Annotated in this window: 6 protein-coding genes; 3 read left to right on the forward strand and 3 right to left on the reverse strand. The window is 66.4% G+C overall.

Going from position 1 to position 7,163, the window contains the following annotated elements:
• Both ELR45_RS38435 and ELR45_RS35505 read right to left on the reverse strand, forming a co-directional pair.
• The coding region (locus ELR45_RS38435) for an extracellular solute-binding protein (protein WP_205856892.1) at positions 1 to 519 on the reverse strand (519 nt) is incomplete at its 3' end.
• 361 nt (positions 520 to 880) lie between these two features.
• Complete coding sequence (locus ELR45_RS35505) at positions 881 to 2,146, reverse strand: hypothetical protein (protein ID WP_165367937.1); 1,266 nt, start codon at positions 2,144 to 2,146, stop codon at positions 881 to 883.
• A 241-nt stretch (positions 2,147 to 2,387) separates the two neighbouring features.
• Between ELR45_RS35505 and ELR45_RS19595 the strand changes: the two genes are divergently transcribed.
• The 3 genes from ELR45_RS19595 (at position 2,388) to ELR45_RS19605 (ending at position 6,271) form a co-directional block, all read left to right on the forward strand.
• Positions 2,388 to 3,830: an arylsulfotransferase family protein gene (locus ELR45_RS19595; RefSeq protein ID WP_165367938.1), complete on the forward strand. Its 1,443-nt coding sequence runs from the start codon at positions 2,388 to 2,390 to the stop codon at positions 3,828 to 3,830.
• A gap of 108 nt (positions 3,831 to 3,938) precedes the next feature.
• On the forward strand, positions 3,939 to 5,987 hold the full coding sequence (locus ELR45_RS19600) for a hypothetical protein (protein ID WP_129667872.1): 2,049 nt from the start codon (positions 3,939 to 3,941) through the stop codon (positions 5,985 to 5,987).
• An 11-nt stretch (positions 5,988 to 5,998) separates the two neighbouring features.
• Positions 5,999 to 6,271, forward strand: a complete 273-nt coding sequence (locus ELR45_RS19605) for a hypothetical protein (protein WP_129667873.1) — start codon at positions 5,999 to 6,001, stop codon at positions 6,269 to 6,271.
• A 22-nt stretch (positions 6,272 to 6,293) separates the two neighbouring features.
• Here ELR45_RS19605 and ELR45_RS19610 read toward each other — a convergent pair.
• A partial coding sequence (locus ELR45_RS19610) for a hypothetical protein (RefSeq protein WP_165367939.1) occupies positions 6,294 to 7,163 on the reverse strand: 870 nt, incomplete at its 5' end.

A 7,163-nucleotide genomic window follows, 5' to 3' on the forward strand; every position in this document is an offset into this window, starting at 1 on the left:
CACATTGGACCCCAGCGGAGCGGCATAGAACGTCCCGTCGACGGTCCCGTACTCCTTCCAGTCCTCGGAGAAGAACTCGTCGACGTTGGCCTCGACGCCTTCCGGAGCCGGCACCGGCGCGCCGGTGTCCTGGACGATCGTCTGCAGCAGGCCGGGCTGAGGCAGGTAGGCGATGTCCGGCGCGCTGCCGCCCTGGATGCGAACCTGCAGCTGAGCCTCGAACTCGTCGGAGTGTTCGTAGACCACGTCCACGCCGGTACATTCCTCGAACCCCACGTAGGAGTCGATGTGTGGCTGGTCCTCAGGGGGTGTGATCGTGCTGTAGATCGTCACCTCTGTGCCATCGAGATCGCCGTACTCGTCCGTGTAGTGCTCGTAGTCGGCGCAGTCGACATCACCGCCGCCGTTTTCCGACGCGCTGTCGTCCTCGTCGTCGCCTCCGCAGGCCGCTAGAACCATCGACAGTCCGACGACACAGCTGGCAGCCACAGCTCCACGCCGGGCGTTGCTCTGAATCATGAAAAAGTCTCCCTCCCAATGCACGCGGTCCGGGCGATGCGCCCGAACCGGTCCCCCGCTACGAAAACGTTTTTGATCATATATTGCAAGGCGTTGGTGGCAACTCGGCCGTAACGATTACGTCACGGGCCACGAAGGCGTGGAAATTCCCCGGTGTCGGGCGTCGGGAGCCGTGGGTGGAGGTGCTCGCCGGTCCTGGCGTGCTGCGCTCGCGTTCCAGTGAACTGTGCGAGCCGCGGGCTGTTGCGGAAGGCCAGGTGGTCAGCGCCTGCCCGGCGTGCTGAGACGGCCGGGCGGGTAGTACCTGCCCGGCGTGCTCAGAAGGTCACGTGATCAGCGCCTGACCTTGGCGCGCGGAAGATCAGAAACCGCCGAAGTCTCCGAAGCCGCCGCCGAAATCGCCCCCACCGCCGTCGAAGCCGCCGCCGAAGTCTCCGCCACCGCCTCCGTCGCCGAAGCCGCCGCCGAAGTCACCCCCGCCTTCTCCACCGGCGCCGCCGTAGGCGAGAGGTGCGGCCATGGTGGTGCCCAGCATGGTGCCGACCATCATGGCGGGAAGGACCGCACCGTAGTAACCGGCTGCCCACGCGCCGTAGGCCGGGCCGGCGTCCCAGTACGGACGGCGCTCGCCGTCGACGGTGACCATCCGCGTCGCAGGGTCCTCGCCGTCCCGTATCCGGGTGGCATCGGCCGCGCAGACGGGGACGGTGCGGTTCACGCCGCCGGGCGGCGCCCAGAGGACGTCGTCGACCGATGGGCCGTGCCGCGGGTCGAAGAAGCATGGCGAGCGACGATCCGGCAAGGGTTTGTCGTTCAGCCGGGCGTCGACGCAGCCGAGCATCCAACGGCCCTCTTCCAGCGCGTTGGTGACAGCCCGCAGGTCCATGGGCTTCTCGGCGCGATCCGCGTACATCTTGGCGTTCTCGTAGAGGTCGAGGGCGCGGCCGTACTCCTTGCGAGCTTCGACCGGGACCTTGGAGTCGACCTGCACGTCGAGGTCGAGCTCGGAGAGCCGTTCGCCGTAGGCGGTGATGTCCTCGTCCAGAGCGTCGCGTACCTGCTCGAGTTCGGCACGTTCCCGGTTGCGCTTGTTCCGTCGGTAGAGCAGGAAACCACCGCCGCCGGCCCCTGCCAAGATGGCCAACGGAAGCAACCCGCCGCCACCGCTCGGCTCGCTCGCGCCGCTCCCGTTTCCGCCGGCACCACCGGAGCCGCCTTGGTCCGTCAAACTCTCCACCCGGTTGGTGATACCTTCGATGAACTCGAGCGTATTGCCTGAGTTCGCCAACGCCTCGCCGGCTTCAGACTGGAGCGCTTGGGTGCTGAGCTCATACGAGAACGCCGAGCCGCCGACGTTTCTTGGAACGGACGCAGTGAACAGGATCACGAACGTCCCCTGGCTGTGCTCTCGAGCGAGATCGCGCGCGCTGATGGCGCCGTCGGCGGCCTGCGGCAAGACAGCGACCCGGATGGACGCGGAGGCCCCCTCCAGGATGACCTCCGCCTCTTCTTGTTCCTCCGCGGTGAAGGGGATATCAGCGCCTTCGAGTTCGGCCGCCGCGTCGGGATGGACGAAAAGGCGCTCGTCTTCCAGGGCCTGGCCTGCATCTTCCCACGCGCTCGACATACCTCTATCATCCACGTCTCAGAGACCGTATGCCATACCTGCCCTGTCGACTCACTCGTGATCATCAACCGTTGGCCACACCATCATGGGTCTGACAGTTGATGATCATGAGCGACGTGACACGAGCCGCCATGGACCGGGCCGCCGTCGTCGGAGAAACGCGTGTGTAGCACTGCGTGGTTGACTTGCCTGAATGAGAGGTGTGAGGCGGCCGGGCCGCCGGCGAGCGAACGGTTCGACGATGGTGGTCATCGGTGCGGTGGCGCTGGTGATGACGGCCTGTGGAGACGACGGGGAGACGACCAGCGACGATGACGAGAGCGTCGAGTCCCAGAGCTTCGTCACCCGCCCGGACCTGACCCCGCCGTTGATCGGTGTCGAGACGTCGGGTGAGACGGCCGACGGCTACCTGTTCATGGCTCCGAAGAAGGCCGAGGCCCAGACGGGCGCGCTGATCGTGGACGACGACGGCGAGGTGATCTGGTCGTTGCCCCGGGAGGACATGAACGTCGCCGACTTCCGCGTGCAGGAGTACCGGGGCCAGCCCGTGCTCACCTGGTGGGAGGGCGAGTCGCACGAAGGACATGGCAGCGGCGAGTTCGTGATCATGGATTCCTCGTACCAGGAAGTCGCCCGCATCGGGGCCGGCAACGATCGCGCCGGTGACCTGCACGATTTCGAGCTCACCGACGACGGCACGGCCCTGGTGCTGGCCTACGAGACCGAGCCGGCCGACCTGACGCCTTTCGGCGGTGACGAAGACGGCGAGATGTTGAACAACTATGTGCAGGAGATCGACGTGGAGACCGGCGAGGTCCTGCTCGAATGGGACGCGAGCGAGCACGTGCCGATGTCCGACACGTACGACGAACTCGGCGGTGACGACGACGAGGAGGAGGATGACGAGGACGCACCGTTCGACTGGTTCCACGTCAACTCGGTCGCCGAAGACGATGATGGCGGCCTGCTCGTCTCGGCGCGCAACACCCACGCCGTGTACTACCTCGACCGCGAGACCGGCGACGTGCGGTGGATACTCGGCGGCAAGAGCAGCGACTTCGCCATGGACGAGGAGACGACTTTCACGTGGCAGCATGACGCCAGGTGGACCGAGTCCGGCGAGCTGAGCTTGTTCGACAACCAGGCCCTGCCCAAGACGGCGGACGAGTCCCGGGCCATTGTGCTGGAGCTCGATGAGGAGGCGGGGACGGTCGATCTCGTCGAGGAACGCACGAACCCTGAACCGATCCTCGCCGGCAGCCAGGGCAATACGCAGATGCTCGACGGCGGCGGCGTCTTCGTGGGCTGGGGCAGCGGATCCAGCATGACCGAGTTCGACGCCGACGGCGAGGCGGTCATGCAGGCCACGCTCGAGCCGGCCGAGTCCTACCGGGCGTTCCGGATGCCGTGGGAAGGCACGCCGGCCACGCCGCCCGACGTCACCGTCGAAGGCACCGACGACGGCCAGATCGACGTGTACATGAGCTGGAACGGCGCCACCGAGGTCGATCAGTGGCGCCTCCTGGGCGGCGAGGCTGAGGACGCCCTGGAACCCGTGGAGACGGTCGGCCGGGACGGCTTCGAGACCTTGGCCCAGGTGGACGACGTGGACTTCATCGCCGTTGAGGCCTTGGACTCCTCGGGCGCGGTCATCGGCACGTCAGACGTCGTCTCCACGGACTGACTCTCTCAGCAGTATATGGAGCTGCTAGACGACGACTATGAAGCCGTGTAACAAGGCTCTACACACATCGAACATTGATCATTCTGACGTGCGGTCGAGGGAGTCCTGATGTCCGAGTATCTGTCCGTGGACCCAGATCGGCTGCGCGATCTGGCCAGCGCCTTGAAGAGTGCTGCCCAGACGCTTCGTGATGAGACACCTGCGGTCACGAATGGGATCTCCGGCTGGAGCGGCACATTCGACGGCAGCAAGCTGACGGCTCTGCTCGAATGGGTGGAGGCCGAGTGGGCCCCCATGATGGACCGCGCGGACCTGGCAGCCACTGCCGCGCACGGTCCTGTCTTCACGGAGCAGGGTAGCGACCAAGCCCACTGGCGCACTATCCAATGGGATATCACCGATGAGTCGCTCGCGCAGGAAGGCATGGAAGACGCGGTGAACTTCGCGCAGGCGGCTGAGGGTGGCGACGCAGATGAGCAGGCGCGGATGCAGCAAGAGCTTGCGGAGGCGATGGAAGCGCATGCCGATGATCCCGCCTACCTGGAGGCGTTCTTCACCTACGGTGGGGCCGGAGTCATCGACACGTACAACAAGCAGGTCATCGACGAGGATGTGCCTCTCTCAGATGAGGCCCAGGACCGGTTGGGCTGGTACGCCACGGGCGTGGCCGCGACGACGCAGTTCAGCGACGCGGGTGAGCTCACGCTCAGCGATGGTGCGATGGATCCGCTGCTCGACTCGGACAACACGTTGGCCACCGGCTTGATGATGAAGTACGGCCCTGCCGGCGACCAGTACAGCCCGTCGTTCATGGCCGATGCGGCCGACGCGGCGCTGGAGTGGCGGGAGGAGAACGACCCGCCACGGCCCACATACAGCGAAGGAGGCGTGGTCGGCTCGGGCTACGTGCCCAGCGGATGGGTCCAGGACGACGGCGACTGGTGGACCGAGCTCGGTATCGACGTCGACTACATCGACGTCGGCTTGGACGACGCCGCCGAAGGCATCAGTCTGATGCGGGAGTACGATCCCGTGCTGGCGATCCTGAGCCGCACCGGCGAGAACCCTGAGGCCAGCCGGATATTGCTGACCGGCGAAGACGGTCTGGAGAATGCGGAGGCCCTGGTCGACTACAGCTGGCAGACGCCCGGCGCGATGGACTACGACGAGGCGACGGGCGAGTACGGCATCGGGGACGACTCCGGGCCGGCGGCAAGCGTTCTGCAGGCCGCGGCCCTCGACCGCGGCGAGGAGAACAGCGAACAGTCGGCGGAGGCGGCGGCGAACATCTTCATGGCGGGCTACGAGCTCAGCCAGATGGACCGCGGCGACTTCGAGCAAGAGCAGTATCCGCAGACGCCGCCATCCCTGGCGCAGGCCCTCGCCGTCGTGGGCTCGGCCTACGCACCGGACATGGCCCGGTCCACGCAGCAACCGGATGCTGACGTGCACTCGGTGCTGGAGCAGGACGGCGCCTACGTGCTGCAGACCAACACGGAGGTCATGAACGGCTTCATGCATGTGTTCATGACCGACCCTGAGGCGGCTGGTTCGTTCCGGGGAGCCGTGCAGGGACAGCTTCAGGGCGCCGCTCAGATTCTTTCCGAGCATCCCGACGAGGCGGACCTCTTGACCCAGTTCGGCTATCTGAACGGCATGGTGTCGATCGTGTTCGCAGATCAGGAGTTCGACGAGGCCGAAGCACAGGACGCGGCGAACACACAGGCGCAGACCTACTTCGACGTCGTGACGGGCGTCGTCGGCGCGGTGCCGCTGGACTCGAAGCCGATCGAGTTCGTCAGGTCGCTCGCCGACATAGCGGGGGGCGCCTCCAAGGACTCTCTGTTCCCGACGGATGCTGCGGCGCAGGTCGATCGCGACACCCAGTACCACATGCGCGTCGACATCGCGGACATGCGTACCTACGTTGCCCAGGGATTCGTCAATTCCGGTGCGTATCCGCTGCCCGACGACGCGTCGTTCGTGCACGGCGGAGTCATCTCGCCGCGCAACGAAGACGAGCAAGCCGCCTTCGACCTCTGGTGGAGCCAACTGCCCGAACCGCTGGCCGACATCGCGGGCAACGCGCCCGACGGGTTCGGGGATGCCACGAATGAGTTCGCGTCCAACGACGACCGATTCAACGAACCGCGATAGGAGCCGCAGTCATGGCGATCCCATACGTTCAGGAATGCAACGAGGCCATGAGCCAGGTCTACACGGCCGCCGGGAACATCCGAGACGCGATCGACGCGATCATGGAATTCGCCAACGAAGACACCTGGCAAGGCGGAAAGGCCGACGACTGGATGACCGACCTGGAGGGGTTCGTGGGCGACGCGCGGACCAGTCTGGGCGACCCGCTGGACGACGCCGTCCAGGAATGCCGTGACAACGCGCAGGAGTGGCAGGCGGAGAGCGCCTCGGCGGGTGGCGGCTGACGGCGCCGGGCATCGGCCGGCATCACCCCGTGGTGTCAGGCAGCGGCAACTGGAGCACGGCGTTGCACCGGTAGTCGGCGATCATGATCCGTTCCTCCCAGACGGCGACGGACACCGGCTGAGCCAGGTGACTGGACTGCGCGTCGACGTCGCCGTCTTCACAGTCCGTGCTCGCCTCCGACGCCGGCTTGTGACCGGTGGCGAGGACGGTGACGGCCGTGGGCGTGATGTGCAGGACCGATCCGGAGTCGTTGCGGGTGGAGGTGGGCAGCCCCGCGGTGGCGACGACGAGGCCGTCGGCGCCGTCGCTGACCGCTGCCGTGACGGTCTGGCCCTCGGCGTCTTCTGGCATTCTCCAGGTGTGTCGCTGCACGACGTCGAGCGACTCGTCGAGTTCGACGAGCTCGGTCTCGGTCAGTGCCAGGACACCGGTGGCGGTCTGAGCACTGGCGATGACGCCGTCGACCGGAGACTCCACTCGTTCGGGTTCGCCCAGGACGCCGTTCACGTCGTTCTCGCCGGCCAGCCTCCACCATGTCCGGTCCCACTGCACGAACAAGCCGTCGGGCAGGTCGAGGAACGCCGCCGCCCAGTCGTCGCTGGCCGGCCCGGTGAGCGAACTGACCTCTTCCAGGACTCCGTCGGTCAGGCTCAGGGCGCCGATTCGCGCCTCATCGCCCGACTCCGTGAGTACGAGCACATCGTCGTCGCGGGCGAGCGCCGCCACGGGACGTCCGTCCAGGAGCGTGTTGGTCTCGGTCTCGCTCTGCAAGCTCTCTGCGACGCCTTCGGGAGTGAGGACGAACGCATTCGGGAAACTCTCCTGCAGGCCGACGAGGTTGCCGTCCCCGTCGACGAGGACATAGCCGGGACGGTTCAGACGAGTGCCGGG

It is taken from the genome of Phytoactinopolyspora endophytica, assembly GCF_004138495.1.
GTDB lineage: Bacteria > Actinomycetota > Actinomycetes > Jiangellales > Jiangellaceae > Phytoactinopolyspora > Phytoactinopolyspora endophytica.

What these genes read in the sequence shown, in the direction of transcription:
- ELR45_RS35505 (WP_165367937.1), bottom strand. Translation starts at nt 2,146, where the DNA reads ATGTCGAGCGCGTGGGAAGATGCAGGCCAGGCCCTGGAAGACGAGCGC.
- ELR45_RS19595 (WP_165367938.1), top strand. Translation starts at nt 2,388, where the DNA reads ATGGTGGTCATCGGTGCGGTGGCGCTGGTGATGACGGCCTGTGGAGAC.
- ELR45_RS19600 (WP_129667872.1), top strand. Translation starts at nt 3,939, where the DNA reads ATGTCCGAGTATCTGTCCGTGGACCCAGATCGGCTGCGCGATCTGGCC.
- ELR45_RS19605 (WP_129667873.1), top strand. Translation starts at nt 5,999, where the DNA reads ATGGCGATCCCATACGTTCAGGAATGCAACGAGGCCATGAGCCAGGTC.